The sequence below is a fragment of the Sutterella massiliensis genome, from assembly GCF_016899755.1.
In the GTDB taxonomy this organism is placed as follows: Bacteria; Pseudomonadota; Gammaproteobacteria; order Burkholderiales; family Burkholderiaceae_F; genus Sutterella; species Sutterella massiliensis.
In genome coordinates this window covers 85,102-105,548 of the sequence record NZ_JACJJC010000002.1, presented here as the reverse complement: position 1 = coordinate 105,548, position 20,447 = coordinate 85,102, and the positions used below count along the sequence as shown (strand labels likewise).

21 protein-coding genes and 1 tRNA gene are annotated in these 20,447 nt (G+C 58.3%); 10 read left to right on the top strand and 12 right to left on the bottom strand.

What is annotated here, in order from left to right:
- Positions 1-7: 7 nt before the first annotated feature.
- The 3 genes from H6A60_RS01855 to thiM are packed head-to-tail and all read right to left on the bottom strand — an operon-like array spanning position 8 to position 3,213.
- Positions 8-1,675 (bottom strand): phosphoethanolamine transferase, encoded by a 1,668-nt coding sequence (locus H6A60_RS01855; RefSeq protein ID WP_205101695.1) that lies wholly within the window; start codon positions 1,673-1,675, stop codon positions 8-10.
- Between the two features lie 34 nt (positions 1,676-1,709).
- Entirely contained in the window at positions 1,710-2,369 is a 660-nt protein-coding gene (thiE, locus tag H6A60_RS01850) for a thiamine phosphate synthase (RefSeq protein WP_205101694.1), read from the bottom strand.
- Between the two features lie 52 nt (positions 2,370-2,421).
- Positions 2,422-3,213 (bottom strand): hydroxyethylthiazole kinase, encoded by a 792-nt coding sequence (gene thiM / locus H6A60_RS01845; protein ID WP_205101693.1) that lies wholly within the window; start codon positions 3,211-3,213, stop codon positions 2,422-2,424.
- 141 nt (positions 3,214-3,354) lie between these two features.
- On the opposite strand from thiM, the gene lgt reads away from it, so the two are divergent.
- A complete protein-coding gene (gene lgt / locus H6A60_RS01840) occupies positions 3,355-4,164 on the top strand; it encodes a prolipoprotein diacylglyceryl transferase (RefSeq protein ID WP_205101691.1) in 810 nt (269 codons plus the stop codon).
- 140 nt (positions 4,165-4,304) lie between these two features.
- Here lgt and H6A60_RS01835 read toward each other — a convergent pair whose 3' ends face one another.
- The 5 genes from H6A60_RS01835 to H6A60_RS01815 form a co-directional block, all read right to left on the bottom strand.
- On the bottom strand, positions 4,305-5,120 hold the full coding sequence (locus H6A60_RS01835; RefSeq protein ID WP_205101689.1) for a sulfite exporter TauE/SafE family protein: 816 nt from the start codon (positions 5,118-5,120) through the stop codon (positions 4,305-4,307).
- A 27-nt stretch (positions 5,121-5,147) separates the two neighbouring features.
- On the bottom strand, positions 5,148-5,645 hold the full coding sequence (locus tag H6A60_RS01830) for an EVE domain-containing protein (RefSeq protein ID WP_205101688.1): 498 nt from the start codon (positions 5,643-5,645) through the stop codon (positions 5,148-5,150).
- A gap of 385 nt (positions 5,646-6,030) precedes the next feature.
- Positions 6,031-6,519: a cell division protein ZapA gene (locus tag H6A60_RS01825; protein WP_205101681.1), complete on the bottom strand. Its 489-nt coding sequence runs from the start codon at positions 6,517-6,519 to the stop codon at positions 6,031-6,033.
- A 20-nt stretch (positions 6,520-6,539) separates the two neighbouring features.
- On the bottom strand, positions 6,540-6,752 hold the full coding sequence (locus tag H6A60_RS01820; protein WP_205101679.1) for a hypothetical protein: 213 nt from the start codon (positions 6,750-6,752) through the stop codon (positions 6,540-6,542).
- Positions 6,685-7,233 (bottom strand): outer membrane protein assembly factor BamE, encoded by a 549-nt coding sequence (locus H6A60_RS01815; protein ID WP_205101677.1) that lies wholly within the window; start codon positions 7,231-7,233, stop codon positions 6,685-6,687. The genes H6A60_RS01820 and H6A60_RS01815 overlap by 68 nt, the downstream gene beginning before the upstream one ends.
- 108 nt (positions 7,234-7,341) lie before the next feature.
- On the opposite strand from H6A60_RS01815, the gene fur reads away from it, so the two are divergent.
- A complete protein-coding gene (gene fur, locus H6A60_RS01810) occupies positions 7,342-7,842 on the top strand; it encodes a ferric iron uptake transcriptional regulator (RefSeq protein WP_338054825.1) in 501 nt (166 codons plus the stop codon).
- Between the two features lie 182 nt (positions 7,843-8,024).
- Here fur and H6A60_RS01805 read toward each other — a convergent pair.
- The 3 genes from H6A60_RS01805 to H6A60_RS01795 all read right to left on the bottom strand — a co-directional run bounded on the left by H6A60_RS01805 (position 8,025) and on the right by H6A60_RS01795 (position 9,452).
- Positions 8,025-8,099, bottom strand: a tRNA-Val gene (locus tag H6A60_RS01805).
- Positions 8,100-8,192: 93 nt separating this feature from the next.
- A complete protein-coding gene (rnhA, locus tag H6A60_RS01800; protein ID WP_205101675.1) occupies positions 8,193-8,666 on the bottom strand; it encodes a ribonuclease HI in 474 nt (157 codons plus the stop codon).
- Positions 8,667-8,687: 21 nt separating this feature from the next.
- A complete protein-coding gene (locus tag H6A60_RS01795) occupies positions 8,688-9,452 on the bottom strand; it encodes a class I SAM-dependent methyltransferase (protein ID WP_205101674.1) in 765 nt (254 codons plus the stop codon).
- A gap of 159 nt (positions 9,453-9,611) precedes the next feature.
- Here H6A60_RS01795 and H6A60_RS01790 point away from each other — a divergent pair, with 159 nt between their 5' ends.
- The 8 genes from H6A60_RS01790 (at position 9,612) to H6A60_RS01755 (ending at position 19,423) form a co-directional block, all read left to right on the top strand.
- Positions 9,612-11,726 carry a LysM peptidoglycan-binding domain-containing protein gene (locus H6A60_RS01790; RefSeq protein WP_205101673.1) on the top strand — a complete coding sequence of 705 codons (2,115 nt, stop codon included), beginning with the start codon at positions 9,612-9,614 and terminating at the stop codon, positions 11,724-11,726.
- A 152-nt stretch (positions 11,727-11,878) separates the two neighbouring features.
- Positions 11,879-12,865, top strand: a complete 987-nt coding sequence (locus tag H6A60_RS01785) for a TRAP transporter substrate-binding protein (protein WP_205101672.1) — start codon at positions 11,879-11,881, stop codon at positions 12,863-12,865.
- An 83-nt stretch (positions 12,866-12,948) separates the two neighbouring features.
- Entirely contained in the window at positions 12,949-14,229 is a 1,281-nt protein-coding gene (locus H6A60_RS01780; protein WP_205101671.1) for a TRAP transporter large permease, read from the top strand.
- A gap of 8 nt (positions 14,230-14,237) precedes the next feature.
- Positions 14,238-14,723: a TRAP transporter small permease gene (locus H6A60_RS01775; RefSeq protein ID WP_338054824.1), complete on the top strand. Its 486-nt coding sequence runs from the start codon at positions 14,238-14,240 to the stop codon at positions 14,721-14,723.
- Positions 14,724-14,939: 216 nt separating this feature from the next.
- Positions 14,940-15,728 (top strand): enoyl-ACP reductase FabI, encoded by a 789-nt coding sequence (gene fabI / locus H6A60_RS01770; protein WP_205101669.1) that lies wholly within the window; start codon positions 14,940-14,942, stop codon positions 15,726-15,728.
- Positions 15,729-15,921: 193 nt separating this feature from the next.
- Complete coding sequence (locus H6A60_RS01765) at positions 15,922-16,806, top strand: NAD(+)/NADH kinase (RefSeq protein ID WP_239477525.1); 885 nt, start codon at positions 15,922-15,924, stop codon at positions 16,804-16,806.
- 19 nt (positions 16,807-16,825) lie between these two features.
- Entirely contained in the window at positions 16,826-18,472 is a 1,647-nt protein-coding gene (recN, locus tag H6A60_RS01760) for a DNA repair protein RecN (protein WP_205101665.1), read from the top strand.
- Positions 18,473-18,475: 3 nt separating this feature from the next.
- Positions 18,476-19,423, top strand: coding sequence for a glycosyltransferase family 8 protein (locus H6A60_RS01755; protein WP_205101663.1), 948 nt, complete (start codon positions 18,476-18,478; stop codon positions 19,421-19,423).
- Positions 19,424-19,439: 16 nt separating this feature from the next.
- Here the strand turns inward: H6A60_RS01755 and H6A60_RS01750 are convergent, their stop codons facing one another.
- Positions 19,440-20,387, bottom strand: a complete 948-nt coding sequence (locus H6A60_RS01750) for a glycosyltransferase family 9 protein (RefSeq protein ID WP_205101662.1) — start codon at positions 20,385-20,387, stop codon at positions 19,440-19,442.
- Between the last annotated feature and the right edge of the window lie 60 nt (positions 20,388-20,447).

Genomic DNA, 20,447 nt, shown 5'->3' with positions numbered 1-20,447 from the left:
AATCATTTTAATTTTCTCGATAGGCTTCCAGTTCCGGATCCCGCATGGGGAGCTTGGGTGCATCGAAGTCGTACTGCTGCGAAGCGATGTCTTCTTTAGGCATTTCGTCTTTGCACTCAATGCCAGCGGCCGAGAGCATCCAGGAGTCAAGCAGATCGGCGCGGAAGGGTTTGTCTTCAATCGGCTTCTTGAAGCGCCCGTCGGATGACCAGACGACAAAGGGCACGCGATAACCGTCGGGTGTCGTTTGCGAGTGGCCGGTGCGGTTTTCTGCTTCGCCGAGCTCCTGACCGTGGTCGGAGATGTAGCTCCAAATGACCGGTTTTTCACTTCGGGCAGCGGCTTCAGCCAAGTCGAGCGTCTGCGCGATCACCTGGTCCTGATAACGCATGGCCGTATCGTAGGTGTCGATGGCCTTGATGACCCACGGAGAGCGGTCGAGCGACTTCAATTTCTCGTCAACGGCGTCGTCGGGCCAGTCCGACTCCCAGTCCGCAGGGTAGCGCAGGCTGTAGTGCGGGTGCGCGCCAATGAGGTGCACAACAATAAGGTGTCGGGGCGCATTGTCTGCCAATGCTTTCTCAAGCGGCTCAAGCACGCGTTCGTCAAGCGAGACGCTCGAGCGGCCGCCGACGCGATTCAAAAAGATCTGTTCGTCGGCCCAGTGAGCGTACTGATTGCGGATTGCGAGGTCTTCTTGATTGCTGATCCAGGTGATCTTCCAACCGGCCTGCCGGAAAAGCGCAAAGAGATTTTCCCGTGACGCATTCGGATCGGTCTTGGGCACGAGGAACATGGAGTTGAAAGCGGCCACGGTGCTGCCGTCGACAGACCAGACGTCGCGAACGGTGATGAAGCGGTCGTCGCTTTCAGCACGCGCCTCGAGTTTTGGGGTCGTTTTGCGGCTGTAGCCGTAAAGCGACCAGTGGTCGCGCGCCGTGCTTTCGCCGATGACGAGAACGAAGGTCTTGGGGGCGTCGTCGGCCGAAATGAAGCTCGCGGCTGCGAGCTCGGCTTCCTTTTGCCACTGAACTTCCAAGTTGGCCCACTTTTCCTGCATGGAGGCGACGCGTCCAGCCCAGTTCGTCCAGTAGACGGGAGGAAGCTGGTTGCGCCAAGGACGCAGACTCCAGCTCACGATTGTGAGAGTGGCAAGGAGCGCCACGACGGGAAGCGCAATCCACTTTCTGGTGTAGCCGCCGTGCGAACGCGGCAGGCGTGCAAACATGAGTGCGCCGACAATCGCAAGCGTGCCGAAGCCGTATGCGCACCAAAGAAGTGCGTCGGGCAGAATTGTTCCGAGAAATTCGAGACTCTCGCTCGGGTTGGTGTTGGCGATCGATTCGAGAACAAAGCCCGACATGGGATCGGCCGCGTAGACCTCGCGAATGAAGCCTCGTATGCCGCCGTCGAGCACACTCAAAAGAAAGCCGACAAACGCGACGCCTCTGAGAAGCGAAGCCGTGCCCGAGCGACGCTCGGCCTGCGAGAGCCACAAAAGGGCGAAGGGCACGACGAAGCTCCAGAGCTGAAATGCACGCCGGGGAGCGGCAGCAAAGCCAAGGAACACCGCGCAGACGGCAAGCATGAGGACGAAGCGAATGAGGAGCGACGTCTGCGGCGTAAAAAGGCGAGCCGAGAGTTTGCGGTCGGCCGCGAAGCTCAAATCGTGCATGGGAGATGCCTATCGATTGGGTGGTCCCGAAGAATCAAACACCTGTGGCTTTGAGCGCCGTTCGTAGCGCTCGGGCCGCTGCTTCCGGATTGGGTGCGCCACAGACAGCAGAGACAATGGCGACGCCGTCGACGCCGGTGGTCATCACGTCGGCGACATGCTCGAGCTTGATGCCGCCGATCGCAACTGAGGGCATGCCTGCCGCCCGGACGATGGCCTTTAGGCCCGTCGCACCGAGGGCGGCACCTGCATCCTTCTTCGTGGCCGTAGCGCGGTAGGGGCCGATGCCGATGTAGTCGACGAGACCCTTTTCGATGACAAGTGCCTCTTCAACGCAGTTGATCGAGAGACCGAGGATACGGTCGTGTCCGATGACGGCTCGTGCGTCGGCGGGCGAAAGATCCTTCTGACCGACGTGGAGGCCGTCGGCGTCAACGGCGAGCGCTACGTCCGCGTGATCGTCGATTACGAGCGGAATGCCTGCCGCGCGCGTGATTTGCAAAAGCGCTCGCGCGCATTCGCACATTTCGCGCTTTTTCCACTCGGGCGCTCGAAGCTGCACGATCGATGCGCCGCCGGCAATGGCGGCGCGCGTCGTTTCGACCATGCCAAGCGCACCTCCGCAGAGCTGCGGGTCAAGGACGAGATAAAGCGGCAGATGTTTCTTGGGATCGAAGGCTTGTCGCGGCGTCATGGCGTCAGAATCGGAAAAAAGATCGAAGGCGAAAGAGCGGCGATACCGTCAGTTATTCGAGAAACGACTCGGGCTCGATGAGGTAGAGCGCATCGAGGTAGGCGGCGTGAAAGCTTCCCGGAGCAGGCGCGACCGCATAAGCGCGCTCGGATGCGCGTTTGGCAAGCGCGCAGGCTGCGGCAGTCGCTTCCAGACGGTCGTTCGATGCAGCGCAAAAGGCTGCAACGAGCGCCGAAAGCGAGCAGCCCGTGCCGACGACGAGCGTTGTCATGACGTGTCCGCCCGATACGCTCAGTGTTCGCTCGCCGTCCGTAATGAAATCGGTTTCGCCTGTAACGCAGACGATGGCGCCAGACGCTTTGGCAAGATGCTGAGCCGGCACGATCGCCGCACTCGAGGCGTCCGTGCTGTCGACACCTTTGCCGCCAGCCCCCGCTCCCGCGAGTGCAAGAATTTCGCTCGCGTTGCCGCGAACAACCGTCGGGCGCTTTGCCAGAAGCTTTCGGATTTCGCCGTCGCGCCAGGGAATACCGCCGGCCGCGACAGGGTCGAGGACCCATGGGCGGGCGTTGGCGGCAGCACTTTCGGCAGAGGCGTGCATGGCGCGAAGCCGTGCCGGATAGGGCGTGCCGACATTGACGAGAAGTGCGTCAGCCGCGGCGGCGAAGTACGCCGCTTCTTCTTCGGCGACAACCATGGCGGGCGAGGCACCCGCCGCGAGGAGTACGTTCGCCGTAATCTCCTGCACGACTTCATTCGTGAGGCAATGCACAAGCGGGCGTTTCTCGCGCATGGCGCGAAGCATTTGAGCCGCAGCGGCTCCGGACAGGGGTTCGATCGACATGGTCGGTACTCTCGATAAAAATAGGGCGCAGAAAACATAGCACAAGCGTTCAACGAAAAAGCGCCCCACGAGCGCATGAAATGCTCAAAGCCTGCGCCGCTACAATGAACGTCCGCAAAATTTCAATAGGAAGCCTGCGTCATGCTTGTGCACCCGGAATTCGACCCCGTAGCCGTTCATCTCGGACCGCTTGCCGTGCGCTGGTACGGTTTGATGTACTTGGCCGGGTTTGCGCTCTTTTGGCTGCTCGGGCGCAAGCGCGCAGCCGATGCCTGGCGAGGGATTACCAAAGAGAACGTCGAGGATCTTCTCTTTTACGGTGTCTTCGGCATCATTCTCGGCGGCCGTCTCGGATATTGCCTTTTTTATCAGCCGAGCTTTTATTTGGCGCATCCGCTCGCTGTTTTCGAGATTTGGCAAGGCGGCATGAGTGCGCACGGCGGCCTCGTCGGGGCGCTCGTCGTTATGTGGATCTACAGCGCGCGGCGCAAGCTCGGCTTCTGGAACACCGTCGACTTCGTGGCGCCTCTTGTGCCGCTCGGTCTCATGGCGGGGCGCATCGGCAACTTCATCAACGGTGAACTTTGGGGGCGGCCGGCATCGAGCGAGTTGCCTTGGGCAATGGTCTTCCCGCAGGCTGCCGATGGCGGCGTTCCCCGGCACCCCTCGCAGCTTTATGAGGCCGGGCTCGAAGGACTAGCGCTCTTTTTGCTTCTTTGGATTTATTCCCGCAAGCCGCGCCCTTGCGGGCGTGTCGCCGCGCTCTTTGGGATCGGCTACGGCGTCGCACGCTTCATGAGTGAGTTTTTTAGAGAGCCCGATGCGTTCCTCGGACTGCAGGCGCTCGGTTTCTCGCGTGGACAGTGGCTCACGCTCCCCCTTGCGCTAGCCGGGATCGGTCTTTGGATTCGGGCGGGGCACCGCGCGAAGAAGGATGCAGCCCGCAGCTAAAAGTGGAAAATTCGACTGCCGAGCTACGCGCTGGCTTCGGGGTTCCAAGCAGCAAAACGGCCGCCGGTGCGCAGAGGCAACTGCGCTCGAGCGGCCGCTTCTTTATCGGGATAGAGGTGCGATTCCTTTTCCCGTCAGCTTCAGAATGCGGATACGGCTTTCCAAAGCATGTAGGTGGCGAGAACGAAGAGAACGCTGCCGAAGATGCGCTTAAGTGGCTTTGTGTCGATCGAGTGCGCGACCTTGGCGCCGATCGGAGCGGTCAGGATACTCATGACCGCTACGGAAAGAAGAGCCGGTACGTGAATGAAGCCGAGTGTGTAGGGCCAGCCCGGAAGTGCCGGATTGCCCCAGCCGCTGATGATGTAGCCGATCGTACCCGCAAAAGCAATCGGAAAGCCGAGCGCAGAGGACGTACCGATGGCGTTATGCATGCGCACGTTGCAGTACGTCATGAAGGGCACCGAGATGAAGCCGCCCCCCGCGCCCACGAGCGAAGAAATGACGCCGATCACGGTGCCGGCGCCGAACATGCCGCCCGCGCCCGGCAGCGTGCGGGTAGCGACGGTTTTCGAGCCGATGAACATTTTCGTTGCCGAGGTGTAGACGAAAATGCTGAAAAAGAGCGCCACCCAGAAGGTCGAGAGCGCACCGGAAATCTGAGCGCCGATCAGTGCGCCCACGAGAATGCCGGGCGCCATCGAGGCGACTACTTTCCAGAGTACGGCGCCGCGCGAAGCGTGCGCTCGCACCGATGAGAGCGACGTGAAGAGAATCGTGCCCATGGACGTTGCAATTGCGCAGTGCACGATGTGCTCGGGCGGTATGCCCGCGTGAGCCAGAAGCATCGTTAAAAAGGGCGTCAGCACCATGCCGCCACCGATGCCGAGGAGACCGGCCAGAAAGCCCGTGCAGCTGCCGAGAAGCGCCAGGCAAAAGACGATTTGCAAGTCCATGATCGTGCGTCCGAGAGAGAGTTTTTGTTATTCCATCAATTTTTCGAGGATGTGGAAGAAATCCTCTTTTTCAACCGGCGTGATGGAAAGGCGGTTGCCGCGCTGCAGAATTCGAAGCTCTGCAAGCGCCGGATCTGCGCGCAGTCGATCAAGGCCGATCAGAGGTGATTTATAGACCGCTTTGACGTCGAGCGCGAGCCAGCGGGGTTTTTCTGCCGTGCTTTTGGGGTCGTAGTAGTGGCTTTCTGAGTCAAACTGGCATGCGTCGGGGTAGCTCGTCGAGGCGATCACGGCTAAACCGACAATGCCGGGCTTGGCGCAGCTCGAGTGGTAGAAAAGCACGCCGTCGCCGATCTTCATGTCGTCGCGCATGAAATTGCGCGCCTGATAGTTGCGGATACCGAACCACGAAACCGTCTGTTCGGGCGCAGCCAGTACGTCGTCAATCGAACACTCGCCGGGCTCCGTTTTCATGAGCCAGAAACGGGCGGCGGTGGCAAAGGCGGATGCGGAGGGTTTCTGCATGGCGTTTAAGGAGAGGCGTGAGGGTTATCTGTTGTGCCGCGCTACGGCGGGGGTGTGCACCGCAAATGAAAAAAGGGCAGTCTCGGGACTGCCCTTGAAAGGGGACCTGCAGTGGGCCTGGGCTACGTATCCTGAACCGGGAGTTCAGGGCGGTCGGCTCCGGAGCGGAACGGGCTGGACATCGCGTGACCTGCGCTCTATCGGCTCTCGAGAATGCCAACCTAATGGCTTTGGCATTGGTTCTAGGTACTTTGGAGCCCACGTGCTGACCACTGCAGGACTGAGGTCATTTTATCCGAAAGCGCGGCAGACTCAAGTCTGCGGCGGCTTTTTGCGCGCTTTCGGAATGTAAAGGAAGCTTTCGAAGCCGCCTTTTGTGCAATCTCTAGAGGCGAAGTCCGAGCGTGGCGTCCTTGTAGAGCGTCTCCTCACAGAGCCGGCAGAGCGCACGAATTTCTTCGAGCGCAGCTGCTTCGTCCGCGATCGGCGCTGCCGGAATCGGAGCTTCAGGTGCTTGGTCTTCTTGAGCATTGGGTTCAGCTGCTGGCAATGCCGCGGCGGCAGCTTCTGCCTGAGCCTGTGCTTCGGCGGCGGCTGCCTGAGCGGCCTCGGCCGCTTCGGACTGTTGCGCGGCAAATGCTTCGAGTTCGGCCGCGCGCTTTGCGGCCTCCTCTTCCTTTTTCTGCGCGTCATACGCGATTTCGAGCGCAGAGAGGACGGCAATCTGATCGAGTGCGATCACTTTGCCGCCCGCCCGAACGTTCGTCATCTGGTCGTCGACGAGCTTGGCGCAGTTCTTGAGGAGTTCTTCTTCACCCGTACTGACGGCAAGTCGGTAGTTGTGGTTGAAGATCGTGACGGTGACTTCGGACATCGCAAAACGCTCCCGGTCGGTCAAAGCAGAGAATCGCCGCTGTTCTGAAACTGCGCAAAGAGGTTGTCGACCTTGCGCTTCATGTCTTTGAGCTGCGTCTGCGTGCGCACAAGCTCGGCCTCGCGCAAAGCGAGCTGATTCTGCAGTTTCGCGTTGACTTCGCGCTCAGTGTTGAGGCGCGCCACCAGTTGATTCACGAGCGTCTTCAGGCGCTTCAGTTCTTCCATCAGCATTTGAACTCTCCTCTGAGGACGTCATGCTCTGCGGCTCCATCTTGGGGGAGCGCGGCTCGAACGTCTTGATGTTGCCGAGGATCAATTGGTCGGCTTGTTCTTCGTCGGGCAGGGGATCCGATACCCAATGGTCGACACGGCGGTTTTCGTCGAAGAAAACCGTGAGCTTGCGAAGCTGTCGCTCGCCGTCGCCGCGCATGAGGAAGTAAACGTAATCCCAGCGGTCGGCATGGAACTGATCTCGGACAAGCGGCACGCCGAGCAGGAACTGCACCTGCGCGTCCGTCATCCCTTTTTCTAGCTGGAGAACCATTTCATTCGTGACGAGGTTGCCCTGGTGAACGTCGTCGCGATAGGGTTTCAGAAAGTACGGAACATAATCCGTTGCGTTGTCCCAAACGTCGGCCACAGTGTTGCAGCCGCTCAGCAAAATAGCGGCAGCCACGCCAGACGCAGCGAGCAAAGGATGTCGACTGAACATAAAAGCTTATAAAATAGAAAAACTCGGTCGAGGATCTGGCCCTCGGGCCGCATCCCCGCTTTCCCCCGTATGATAGCGGCTTAATGAACTCAAACAGGGTGCTCTGCCGTGCAGGAAACTTTGAATAAGCAGCAATCCGCCGATCTCAACACGGATCTGAATGCAGACCTGAGGACGATGGGCCTCAAGGTGACGGTTCCCCGTCTCAAGATTTTGGATCTCTTCCAAAAGCTCGCGCAGACCAACGAACCCGGCAAGCGTCATCTTTCGGCTGAAGAAGTGTACAAGCTTCTGCTCAATGAGAACAGCGACATCGGTCTTGCGACGGTTTATCGCGTGCTCACGCAGTTCGAAACGGCCGGCATCCTTGTGCGACATCACTTTGATGAGGGCCGCGCCACGTACGAGCTGCAGGAAGGGCGTCATCACGACCACATTGTCTGCATGCGCTGCGGGAAGGTTGAAGAGTTTGTCGACCCGGCCATTGAAAAAGCGCAGCGCGAGGTCGCCGAACGCTTCGGCTACGAGATGACCGATCATTCGCTCGTTCTTTACGGCGTCTGCGAAGACTGCCGCAATGCGGAGGCGAGAAGGAAGATGCAGGACTAAGTTCGCTTCGAGGACGAGGCGGCTAGCGGAGGCACGGTTTTCGGATCGTGCCTTTTTTGTCACACTCGCGTCGTACACGTGGGACAGGAACGTTCTCTCGGTACGGCGGCAAGCGGCTTCGATCGCGGTAATTGACGGAAAAGGAAAAGGCCCGCAATGTCGATTGCGAGCCTTCGGAATTCTGGTGCGCGATACTGGGTTCGAACCAGTGACCCCTGCCGTGTGAAGGCAGTGCTCTACCACTGAGCTAATCGCGCAAAGTAGAGAAGACGTATTGTATGCAAAGAATTGATAAAAGCAAGGGCGATAATCTAAAATACCGTAAATACGGTATTTTCGGGTTGGTTGTGTTAGGGCTTTACCGGTGCAGGCCGCTTGCCGAGCGCAACTTCAACGCCCCAATTGGCAAGTTCGTCGGCCTTTTCGTTGCCTGGGTCGCCGTTGTGGCCTTTCACCCATCGCCATTCGATCTCGTAGCGTTCGGCAAGTTCGTCAAGGCGTTGCCAAAGTTCGGCGTTCTTTACTTCCTTTTTATCCGCCGTACGCCAGCCGTTGCGCTTCCAATTGCGGATCCACTTCGTGATGCCGTCGCGCACGTAGGTGCTGTCCGTGTGGATGATGATGGGACAGGGGCGCTTTAAAACCGAAAGCGCCGAGATGACGGCGGTCAGTTCCATCTGGTTGTTGGTCGTGAGCTTTTCGCCCCCGTAAAGTTCGAGCTTGTGTTCGCCCCAGACGAGATATGCGCCCCAGCCGCCGACGCCGGGATTTTGCTTGCAGGCGCCGTCGGTCCAGATTTCAAGTGCGCGTTCGTTAGTCGTCATCGTTCGATCTGTGCAAAAGATTCAGTTTTCGGGAAGAGAGGAAGATGATGCCGCAGGAAGGGAACCCGCCGGCAATTGTTTGTGCTTTTTAACGCTCGAAAAATGGATGAGGCGCGTGCCCGGTCGACGCTTGACGGCCGATAAGAGGTAAAGGTTCGAAAATTGGGGCGCCCATCGGTCGCCCGCTTTGTCGAGCCATGCCCATCGGCGAAGGCGCTTTTCCGCACGCAGTCCCGGCGAATAAATGCCAAAGCGCCCGATGTCGATTTCGAGCCCGAGGAGCGCAAACCAGTCTCGCAGTCTAAAGACCGAAATGGGCATGGTTCGCGTCGGCAAGTAGGGACGTGCGCCGAGGGAAACGAAGCGTTGGCGCAGCCACCAAAGACCGAGCGGGTTGAAAGCCGTGAGAACGAGCCGCCCTTCGGGTTCGAGAACGCGTGCCGCTTCGCGCAAAACGAGCTGCGGCGACGCGGAAAAGTCGAGTACGTGCGCGAGGATAACGAGATCGATGCTCTCCGCAGCAATCGGGAGTGCATCGGCTTCGGCAAGTATGCGGTGTCGATCGTCCTTTTCACTATTCGCTGCGGCGCTCTCATCGTCCGTCACTAGCCACTTTGACTGCATGCGGTTTGCCGCAAGCGCATTGAATTTCGGACAGCCGACCTGAAGCGCCGTATGGCCGAACACGTCTTCAACGATGCGCGAAACGGCTTCGTTTTCCCAAGCGAGAAGCTGTTTGCCGGGAGCGGATTCCAGAAAATCAGCAAAAGATAGGCGAGCGGACATGGCGGCTTTTTGCAGGTACTGCGGCAGGAAACAATTCGTTTCGCTAAATCAATGCGGCCGGTGAAATTTCAAGGGGCGCGGCATCAATGCCGCGCCCGAGACATTTAAGATTATCCATTTAAACGCTTCGGGTCACTCGTTCTCTTCGGCAACTTCGTTATGGTTCGTTTCAAACTCCGGACGCTGGTCTGGGCGGCAGCGGCCGCCTGCGTGAGCGCAATTTCTTATGGTGAAGAGCTCGCATCGGATGCGGTGACGGAGGAAACGCCCGAAATTGTTGAGGCGACAACCGAATCCGCCGCCGTCGATATGACGGTCGATCCGAGTGCGCAGCCGATTCCCAACAGCGTCTGGGACCGCATTCGTGCCGGCTTTGCCATCCCGAATCTTGACTCGGCGGCTGTCGACCGTTGGACGGAGCGCTACAGCAAGGATCCTGCCTATTTGCTGCGAATGGCCAATCGCGCGAGTCAGTACCTCTACAACATCGTTGAAGAGGTCGAGGCGCGAAACATGCCGATGGAACTTGCGCTTCTGCCTTTTGTTGAGAGTGCATTTCAGCCCGAAGCGCTTTCACGCGCAAAGGCTGCGGGGCTCTGGCAATTCATGCCCGCTACAGGCAAAGACTACGAGCTCGAGCAGAACCTCTGGCGCGACGACCGACGCGATGTCCTGGAAAGCACGCGTGCGGCGCTCGACTATTTCGAATATCTGCACGGCCTCTTCGGCGATTGGCAGCTTACGCTCGCAGCCTACAACTGGGGTGAGGGCAGCGTACAGCGAGCCATTTCGCGCGCCAAAAGAAGAAAGCAGCCGACCGACTATGCTCATCTGAGAATGCCTCGGGAGACGGCCAATTACGTGCCGAAACTCGAAGCCATCAAGCGCATCGTGTCTGATCCTGCGAAATACGGCATCGAGCTTCCCGATGTCGGCAACGAGCCCTATTTCGTCCAAGTGACGAAGCCGCGCGACATCGACGTCAAGACGGCCGCCGAACTCGCCGGAATGCCGCTCGACGAATTCCGCCGACTCAATCCGAGCTACAAGCTCCCCGTGATCGTCGCTTCGCACAACAACATCATGCTGCTGCCGGCCGATCGTGTTGATTTCTTCCTTGACAATCTCGCGAGCTGGATGGACAGCGGGCAGCCGCTTTCTCGCTGGTCGACTTATAAGCTCAAGCAGGGTGAGAGCCTTGCGCTCGTTGCCGCGCGTGCCGGGATGACGGAAGACTACCTGCGTGAAGTGAACGGTATCCCGAAGGGACGCCGTGTGCTGCCCAATTCAACGCTTCTCATTCTTGCGGAAGGCGACGATCAGATCGACATTTCCGCTGAAGAGGCGGATGCAAAGCTGCGTCTTTCGCCTCTCACAACGTGGCGCCGTGTGACCTACCGCGTTCGCAGCGGCGATACGATATCGGGCATTGCGCGGCGCTGGCACATTACCAGCCGCTCGATCATCACGGCCAATCGCCTCCGCTCCGACCGACTTCGCATCGGACAGCGCCTTATCCTGACGGTGCCCAATGTCGAACGCTCGCCGATCATCGAGCCCACTTCCGCGCCCAAGGGTAAGCATGTCATTTACACGGTGAAGTCGGGCGATACACTCGGTCGTATTGCGTCGCGCTACGGCGTTTCCACCGCTTCGCTGCGCATGACGAACCGCATCCGCGGCAACATGATTCGTCCGGGACAGCGTCTTCGTATTCCGGGTACGGGCGACGCGGAAGCGGCCGATACGGTGATTCACACCGTTTCGGCGGGCGAAACGCTCTCGAGCATTGCGAACCGCTATGGCGTAACGGTGACGCGCTTAAAGCGCAGCAATCGACTGACATCCAATACGCTTCACATCGGCGACAAGCTTGAAATTCCTGCGCGCGAGCAACCGCGCGCGTCCTCGAGCGGCGTTCGTGCGCCGCAGTCGAAAATCCACGTCGTTCGCTCAGGTGAGACGCTCTCTGAAATTGCCGAAAGCTACGGTATCGGTCTCTCCAAGGTGCGCGCAGCAAACGGTCTTCGGTCGAACAATCTGCGCGTCGGTCAGCGGCTGGTTATTCCGGCAACGGCGAAAAACCTTGGTGGTGCTGTCGCCAATGCGTCGAACGCCTCGGACTCGAACGATGCCAGGATGCACACCGTTCGCGCGGGCGATACGCTCTCGGCCATTGCGAGGCGCTACGGCACGTCGGTCGCCAAGCTCAAGGCAGTCAATAATTTGAAGAACAACAATCTGCGTATCGGCGAGCGGCTGCGATTGCCCTGAGGGCGAAAATCGCAGGGGAGCAAGTACGGTTCCACAAAGCTTTCCCGCGGGTTCATACCGACGTCAAACGGGTTCGACTTTGCAATGATGAGTAGAATCAGGCGATCCGCTCAGATTTGATTTTCCTCTTTTTTTCTCTAAGGAACAACCGAATGGTAGGCAAACTGCTCCCTGCCGCAGCTCTCTCGGCGGCGTTGTTTTTCGGGGTTACCGGCGCTCAGGCGGCCGAAACCGTCCGCTTGGCGCATACGGCGAACATTTCTCACGTGCACCATGAAGCTGCGCAGCAGTTTGCGAAGAATGTGGCGGCCCGCACCAACGGCAAATACGAAATTCAGGTGTATCCGGCGGGTGAACTCGGCGATCAGCCTGCGCTCGCGGAACAGATCACGCTTGGCGCGCTCGACATGGCTGTCGTTTCGCTCGGGAACATGGCTATGTACGACCGGCGCCTCAATGCCATGACGGCACCTTTCCTCTTCGAAAGCTACGATCACGCACACAAAGTGATCGACAGCTTTGTAATGAAGTGGATGAACGAGGGCCTCGCAGAACACGATGCCGTGGGCCTCTCGATGTTCGACTACGGGTTCCGCCAAACGACGACCCAGAACATCGTGGTCAACTCTGCTGACGACCTCAAGGGTGTTCGCATCCGCGTTCCGCCTGCTACGGGCCTCTTGGCCGCGTTTGACGCGATCGGCGCCAATACGCAGAAGATCGCCTATTCGGAACTCTATACGTCCTTGAAGCAGGGTGTGGTTGACGCCGAAGAAAATCCGGTCTTTACGATTCTTGCCGATTCGCTCTTCGAAACGCAGAATCAGCTTGCGCTTACGAATCACTACTTCGACTGTCAGGTGTTCCTCGCGAACAAGACGTTTTTCGAGAATCTGCCCGAAGAAGATCGAAAAATTTTTGAAGAAGAAGCGCTGAAGGCGCAAAACCTGACGCGAGAAAAAATCGCTAACGGTGAAGCGGATGTTGTCAAGGAACTCCAGGCAAAGGGCATGAACGTCACGACGCCCGATCGGAACTCGTTCGTCGAGAAGATGCAGCTCGCCTATGAAAAGGTGAGCGAGCTTTCCGGCAAAGAAGCGATGGACGCTGTTCTTGACGCCGTCAAGCAAGCGAAATAATCTCCGCATCTCCTCGGCCCCGGCGATTCGATCGTTGCCGGGGCCTGTTCTTCTCCGGAAATTCTGAAGATCGGGCCTCGCTCATGACAATGTTCCTCATCTTCTCGGCTGTGTTGGTGCTGATGTTTATCGGCGTCACAACAGCAGTCACGATGGGCTTTGCCTCCATCGCGACGTTTCTTTTTGCGGGCGGCGACATTTCGCGGCTTTTCCTCGTGCCGCAGCGAATGTTCGCCCAGGTTTCGGGCATCACGCTCATGTCCATTCCGTTCTTTCTTCTCATGGGGAATCTCATGTCGGTGGGCGGAATTTCGAAAAGCCTTTTCGGCTTTGGGCGCGTGTGCCTCGGGCATCGATGGGGAGGCCTTTCCAACGCGGCCATTGCCGCGAGCATTGTCATGGCTGCGATGTCGGGGTCCGCTGCCGCTTGTGCGGCCGGGATCGGCATGATCGCCATTTCCGAAATGACAAGAGCGGGCTACAGCCGCTCCTTCAGTTGTGCAACGATCGCTGCGGGTGGGGCGCTCGGTCCCATCATTCCGCCGAGCATCACGCTCATTCTCTACGCAGGTCTCACGCAGACAAGCGTCAATGCGCTTTTTGAGGCGGGTGCCGTTCCGGGGCTGCTGCTCGGCTTCGCCTTCATGGCCTGGTCTTCATTCGTGAGTTACAAGAACAACTACGCCAAAGAAGCCCCTTCGCCCTATAGCGCTCGCTGGCAGGCTTTTAAGGAAGCCTTTTTTGCGCTTCTGACGCCCGTCATCGTGATCGGCGGCATGTTTGCAGGCTTTTTCACAGCAACGGAGGCGGCGGCCATTGCATCGCTCTACGTCATGTTGCTCGGTTTCTTCGTAACAAAGACCCTCAAGGTGAAGGATCTGCCGCGCATCTTTTGGGAGACGGTGGAGCAGACCGCTAAGGTCATGTTCATCATCGCGACGGCTGGCTTCTTCCAATTTGTGCTTCTCTACACGCGCATTCCGCAGGAAACCATTGCGTTTATCACGACGAATTTCAGCTCCGTTACGCCCGTGCTCCTTCTCATCATCGCGCTCCTGGTGCTGATGGGGTGCTTCATGGAAGGCACGGCCATTTTGCTGATTTCGGTACCGATTTTCGTGCCGCTTGCCAAAAGCTTCGGCTACGACGTCATTCAGCTGGGTATTGTGATGTGCATTTCGCTTGCGGTCGGCGTTTTGACGCCGCCCGTGGGGCTCAATCTCTATGTCATGGCGTCCATCACGGGGGAAAAGGTGCTTGAGATTGCCAAAGACTGCACGGGCTACGTTCTCATCATGATTGCTATGGCGATCGCCGTTGCATTTATCCCCGAGCTCTCGCTCACGCTTTCGACGCTTTTCTGAGGTGGATCGTGATTGATTTCCTGAAAAAACTCGACGAGGGCTTCAGCAAGGCGGTGCGCATCATCTGCACCATTCTGATGGCCATGATCTTCATCATGTTCATCCTGAATGTCTTCGTTCGTTTCGTGCCGGTTTACAACTTCACGCAGACGGACGATTGGATACAGATCTGTCTTATCTGGATGATTTTCTTGGGTGCGCAGGAGCTTGTTCGCACACGCAACCACTTTGTGGTCGACTTTCTCGCCGACCGAATCAAAAATCGGCAGGTTAAGCTTGCGCTGCAGATCGTCGTCTGTCTGATTGAACTGGCTACTTACGCGGTCATTGCCTGGTTCGGCTTTGTGTGGGTGATCAAGTCCAACTCTTACATGCAGTCGATTCCCTGGATGCAGGTTCGCTGGATGTATCTCGCCATTCCGGTGAGCGCAACCTTCATGACGCTCTACGCCGTTCGGGACTTGATTTTGACATTTCAGGGCAAGCGCCTCTAAAAATGGGACGGGGAGAGGGCGCCTTTCTGGGGCATCGGTTTTAGGCCTAGCTTTCTCAGGCGATCGCTGCTCTTTTCTGCGGCGCGCCGATTTCCTACAATTACGCCATCGAAAGAGAGCGAGACCGTGCGCCAGAGACCCGCGCTCGCTCACAGATTTATTCCTTGCGAGCCCTGAGATCTCAGGGCTCTCGCTTTTCTTCAACGAGGTACAACCATGGGATTCCTGAGCGGCAAGAAGCTTCTCATCACCGGCGTCATCTCCAATCGTTCCATCGCTTACGGCATTGCTCAGGCCTGCCATCGCGAAGGTGCAGAGCTCGCCTTCACCTATGTGGGCGAACGCTTCCGTGATCGCGTCGGCGAATTTGCCAAAGAGTTCGGCAGCGACATCTGCCTGCCGATGGACGTGAGCAGCGATGAGGAAATCGCCGCTGTCGTTGACGCGCTCAAGGAAAAGTGGGGCGGGCTCGACGGTGTCGTGCACTCGATCGGTTTCGCGCCTCGCGAAGCGATTTCGGGCGACTTCCTTGACGGCATTTCGCGCGATGCGTTTAAGACCGCCATGGACATTTCCGCCTACTCCTTCCCCGCGCTCGCCAAGGCCTGCCTGCCGCTGATGGAAGGCCGTCAGGCGTCCGTGCTGACGCTCACCTATCTCGGCAGCGAACGCGTCGTGCCGAACTACAACACGATGGGTCTTGCGAAGGCCGCGCTGGAGGCTTCGACGCGCTATCTCGCTGCGAGCCTCGGCCCGAAGGGCATTCGCGCCAATGCGATCTCGGCCGGTCCCATCAAGACGCTCGCCGCGTCGGGCATCAAGGACTTCTCGAAGCTCCTCAGCATCATGGAGCAGACGGCGCCGCTCGGCCGCACCGTGACGATCCAGGAAGTCGGCAATACGGCTGCGTTCCTGCTTTCCGATCTCGCAAGCGGCATCACGGGCGATATCGTCTATGTTGATGCGGGTTTCCATGCGGTTGCCGTTGGCGCGCAGGCTGCCTAAAGATTTAATAAATCTGTAGATTTCAAAGAGATGGCTCTGCCAAACGAAACGGCAGGGCCATTTTTTTGACGGACTATACTTCGTTGGTGCCCGAAGTGGCGCAAGAAAAGAGATGCGTGTACCCCGCTGGTTGATTCGGCGGAATACCGCAGGCGAAGCGACGCCGTCGCAGCGAATTATGGAAAAACACAACATGCAGATGGAAAAAATAGCCGTCTTCGTCAAGCCCACGCAAAGCTTGCCGCATGCTTTGACGCATTTGGTCGAGGTGCTTGAACGTGAGGGCTTTGAGGTGTATCTCGACGAGCGTGCTGCGCCCGTGCTGGGCAGAAAGGGCTACGGCAGGCCGGCGCTTGGTCAACTCTGCGATGCGGCCGTTGTGCTTGGCGGTGACGGCACGATGCTCGGTGTTGCGAGAGCTATCGGCGCGTTCGGGAAACCCATTGTCGGCGTCAATGCCGGACGTCTCGGCTTCATCACCGACATACTCCTTGAAGATATGGAAACGGTGTTGCCGGCTGTTTTGCGAGGCAGCTGCTCGCGCGACAAGCGTCGTCTTCTTGAGGGAACGGTGCTGCGTCGAGGTGAGCCCGTTTTCACGTCGCTCGCCGTGAACGATCTCGGCCTCAGTCACGGGCGTGCGGGCGGCATGGTGGACTTCATTATTTACGTGGACGGCAAGCAGATTTGCTCGCAGTCGGCCGACGGAATCATCTGCGCGACCCCGACAGGTTCGACTGCCTATTCGTTAGCTGCCGGCGGCCCCATTCTTCATCCGTCGCTCGCCGGCATCACGCTAGTGCCGGTTGCGCCCCATACACTCTCGAATCGGCCGATCGTGCTTCCGGCAGATCTGCCGATCGAAATCGAACTCACCGATGCGCGCGATGCCGTTGCCTACTTCGACATGCAGGAATTTTGCGATGTCGAGCCCGGTGACATTCTGAGCGTACGTCTTTCCGAGGCCACGATCGAAATGCTGCATCCCGTCGGCTACGACTATTTCGACCTTCTCAGACGCAAGCTCAAGTGGAATTTCATGCCTAAGGGCGACGAGCAGAAAGATACCGTCCAATGACAGATGCCCTGGGAAAGCCATGCTGACTTCTCTGAGCCTACGAAATTTCGTCATCGTCGATGCGCTCGACTTGGAGGTGCTGCCGGGGCTCACCGTTTTGACCGGTGAGACGGGGGCAGGCAAATCCATCCTGATTGATGCGCTCAAACTCATCCTCGGCGGCCGCGCCGACATTTCGACCATCCGTACCGGGTGCGACAAAGCGGAGTTCTCCGCAACCTTTCGGCCCGATGCGCGCGCTTTGGCGTGGCTTAAAAACCAGGATTGGCTGATTGAACCAGAGGGCGAACTCATCGTTCGGCGAACGATCGACCGAAGCGGCCGCTCGAGAGGCTGGATCAACGGCCTGCCGGCAACGATTCATCAACTTAAGGCGCTTGGGGACACGCTTGTCGAAATCAACGGTCAGCACGCATATCACGAGCTTTTGGACGGCGCCAAGCAGCTTTCGCTCATTGATGCGTACGGAAAGCTCGACGCCGAACGTGAAGCCGTTGCGCGCAGCTTTGACGTGTGGAAGCGTGCGAAAAAGACGCTCGACGATGCTAAAGAGAATCAGGAGGTACTTCGTGCCCGCGAAGAGCGCCTCATGTGGGTGCTCGACGACATCGGTCTCCTGGAGCCCAAAAAGGACGAGTGGCAAACACTCAATGCCGAACATGTTCGGCTCTCCAACCGCTCCAATATTCTTGAGGGCCTTACCGAGGTCGTGAATAGCCTCTCTGCCGGCCGCGAGAGCGCGACCGATCTCGTTTCGCACGCGCAGGGGAAGCTCGAAGGGCTCGCGCGCTACGACGAGCGATTTGCCGAGTACGCAGAGACGCTCGGCGCGGCGCTCGATCTGCTCGAAGAAGCCGCGCGCAGCGCGGACGGGTATCTGAGCCGCATGGATTACGACGCGCGTGCTTTTGAGAAGCTCGATGAGCGCGTTTCGCTCTACTTCAACCTCTCGCTCAAGTACAAGGTCAATCCGGAAGATTTGTTCGACTACTACGAGCGCGTTCGCGACGAGCTTCGTGCGATCGAAGCCTCGCGCGACCTTGAGGAACTCGAATCGCGAGCTGCCGCGGCGTACAGTGCGTTTGCCGAAGCGGCGGCCGTGCTGCGAGCAAAGCGCGAGCAAGCGGCATCGGCTTTTTCCGAAGCCGTTACGGCTTCCGTGAAGGCGCTCTCCCTCGAGCATGCCGTCTTTGAGGCCGTCATTCTTGATGCGGAGCCCTCGGCAAACGGTTCGGATCGATGCGAATTCCGGTTTTCGAGCCACCCCTCCATTGCAAGAGAAGCGCTCGCGAAGTCCGCTTCCGGCGGCGAACTCTCCCGCATCAGTTTGGCCGCTGCCGTCGTCAATCCGTCGGCGATGCCTTCGACGATCATTTTTGACGAAGCCGATGTCGGCATCGGCGGCGCTGTTGCTGCACGCGTCGGTGAGAAATTCAGTGAGCTTGCAGTCGAGCACCAGGTGCTTTGCATTACGCATCTCGCGCAGATTGCCGGTTACGCGGATCATCAGTGGAAGGTTTCGAAAACCGCTTCCGCAGACTCGGTATCTTCATCCGTTCGTGCGCTGACGCACGAAGAGCGTGTGAGGGAAATTGCGCGAATGCTCGGCGGCAATAAAATCGCCGAAGCCGAAGAAATGCTGGCGAGAAAGCTTTTGAAGAGGTAACGGATGCAAAACACGGATTTCATCAACGTGCTCATCTGCTGCGACGAAAACTTCGTTCAGCATGCGGGCGTCTTCATGAATTCGGTTCTCGCCAACACGGCGTCGCCCGAGCGCATGCGCTTTTTCTGGATCGCCGATCAAAGCGTGACGGCGTCGAGTCGCGAAAAGCTGCGGCAGATTGTGGAGGCACGTCACGGTCGGCTGGAAGTCATCACGCCGGACCTGGAGCGTCTGAAGTCCGCGTACATTTCGAATCAATACAGCGTTGCGACCTACTACCGTCTGATGATCGGCGAAATCCTTCCCGCTGACGTCGAGAAGTGCATTTATTGCGACTGCGACATGATTGCGCTCGGCGACCTCGCGGAGCTCTGGGCGGAAGATATCTCGCCAAATCCGATCGGCGCCGTGACGGACCACGCCATGGTTCTTTCGCAAAAAAACTTTGCTACTCGCCGAGAGCAGCTTGGTATGGGCGAGAAGGATCACTATTTCAATGCGGGGCTTCTCGTCATTGATTTGAAGGCTTGGCGTGAAGGACGGTTCGGCGAAAAAACGCTGCAGCTCGCGACAACGCGACAATTCCGCAGCCATGATCAAGACGTGCTCAACATGGTCTTTTGCGGCAACTGGCACGTGCTTCCGAGCCGCTGGAACTGCATGCCCGCGATTTACGGTTTCCACGCCAAACTTTTCATGAATCTCGGCCGTTTTCCGGACGTTGTCGACGCAAGAAAGCGGCCGGGCATCGTTCACTATGCCGGCCGCTACAAGCCCTGGGAGTTCCCCGAGACAAAGGGCTTCAATGATGCCTATTACCGCTATCTCGCACAAACGCCTTTTGCTGCGACATTCGTTCCGAAGAAGAGCCCTCAGAACGAAAAGAAAACGCTCAGAGGGGAACTTACGCGAATCGGTATCGGCAACGTGCTTTATGGCCTGCGGGGCTGATTAACGCAACGCGAGATCAGTTTTCGCTCAGCAATCCGTCGATGGCGTCGAGTACGGCATTGACGGAAGGCCAGCCCGCTTCAATGCTCCCGAGAACGCGTGCGCGCTCATTCCACGGGCCGGTTCGTTCAACGGTCGTGACGCCGATGAGCGTAATCTGCTTGGCACCGACCGCCGCAGCAATGTGACTGATGCCGGAGTCGTTCGCAATAACAAGTTCGGCGCGTTTGGCAAGTGCCGCATAGTTGCCGAGCGTGGTCGGCGGGCAAATCCGGGCATCCGGGCAGGCTTTTTTGCAATCGTCCTCTTCGTGGGGCGATGGGAAGACGACGGGCTCGATGCCTTTCGCGCGAAGCGGGGCACAGAGCTCGTTGAAGTGCTTCCAATGCTTTTCCTGCCCGTTGTGGATGCCGCGTGCAACTGGCGCGAGAAGTGCAAAGCGTTCGGGCAGATTCAGGCTTTCAATCAAATTGCGAGCAGCAGCTTCGTGACGCGCGAGCAACTTGAGACCAAGCGTTTTTTCTGGCTCGTTCCAGGCAGGCGTGCCGCCCCAGGCGCGAATAGCGCCCTCCGTGAGTCGGAAGAAGCGCTCAACTTCGTGAATGTTTTTTTCGGGCTCAGGCACCTTTTTATCTAGGAGAAGCGAGCGCGCGTCCGTCGGAAATCCCGCAGAGCGAATGCCGCCGACCTTAAAGAGCAGTGCCGAACTGAACGAATTGGGGTAGAGCAGGCCCAAAGGATTGCCGCCCGCAAGCTGCGCGAGATTGCGGATGCGCGAGAGGTCTTCGGTAACGTGACCCTCGATCGGGTCGAAGCGCCAGCCCATGCCGGCCATGAGGTCTTCGGCCCAGCGTTTGCCGGTCAAAATGGGGGTGAAACCGCTTGCTTCTAAAAGACGCAGAGCAGGCAGTGCCATGCAGCAGTCGCCGACATGATTGGGCAGACGGCAAAGAACGTTGGGCATGAGAAATTCCTTTACGGAAAGAGTGGGCGTCTGTAAATTCTATCGGGAGATGCCTGTAAG